Below are 873 nucleotides of genomic sequence, written 5' to 3'. Positions count from 1 at the left end.
CACAACACGCAAGCTTATTGAGTACCAACCCTAGGCGGCGTCGACAAATTCGAATGTCCGGTTCCGCCCCCTTGCAGACATTCCGCATGCGTGGGATGGCCCACGGATGGGTTTGACCGCACGATTAGGCGTAGGCGAGACGCTGGGCGACCGAGTAATGAAGGTCGACCATGCTGGAGAGCACGGTGCAATTTGCATCTATCGTGTGCAGCGCTGGCTTGCCCACTGGCGAGCACCTGAAATGGTGCTTGAGCTTGAACACTTTCTTACGCACGAGCGGGGGCACCGCGCACTGTTTGGTGCCGAATTGCGGCGCCGTAACAGGCGTCGCTGTCGAAGCTATCATTGGTGTGGAATTGGGGGCTTCATCCTCGGCGCTGTAACAGGGCTAGCGGGCCGCAAAGCGATAGCGGCGACCACCGTGGCCATCGAACGAGTGGTGTTACGGCACATGCATGAGCAGCTACGCGTTTTGGAGAATGTCGATGAACACGCAGCCACAACCCTGCGGTGCGTTATCGCGGAAGAGCAGGAGCATCATGACCTTTCTATCGGGCGACTTGGACCAAGCCGCTTCTGGTCCAAGCTGATAGACCCCCTTGTCTCCGCCTCGACGGAAACAACCATCTGGCTTGGAATGCATTTATAAGCCTTGCCCAAGCGGCAGCTTTCCACCCCAAAGCGGACCTCCCCCCTCCGCTCAGCCTGAGATTGTCGAAGGCCCCGAGACGTGGCGCAAGGTTCCCATGCTTCGACAAGCTCAGCATGAGCGGCCTGGATGGGGTGATGGCAACTCCCCACCCCAATCAGACGCATGGAATTTGTCCACGCGGTCTAGAGCGTGATCATCTTAGGCTGAAGCATAGCCGCTGT

The 873-nt window shown here is 58.4% G+C and carries 1 protein-coding gene; it reads left to right on the top strand.

Annotated elements, in window-relative coordinates:
• The first annotated feature begins 106 nt into the window (after positions 1 to 106).
• On the top strand, positions 107 to 649 hold the full coding sequence (locus ACFFJC_RS19835; RefSeq protein WP_379489112.1) for a demethoxyubiquinone hydroxylase family protein: 543 nt from the start codon (positions 107 to 109) through the stop codon (positions 647 to 649).
• The last annotated feature ends 224 nt before the right edge of the window (positions 650 to 873 follow it).

It is taken from the genome of Novosphingobium soli, from assembly GCF_042432915.1.
GTDB lineage: Bacteria > Pseudomonadota > Alphaproteobacteria > Sphingomonadales > Sphingomonadaceae > Novosphingobium > Novosphingobium soli.
The sequence above is the reverse complement of the archived record's forward strand: the minus strand, read 5'-3'. Positions and strand labels throughout refer to the sequence as shown.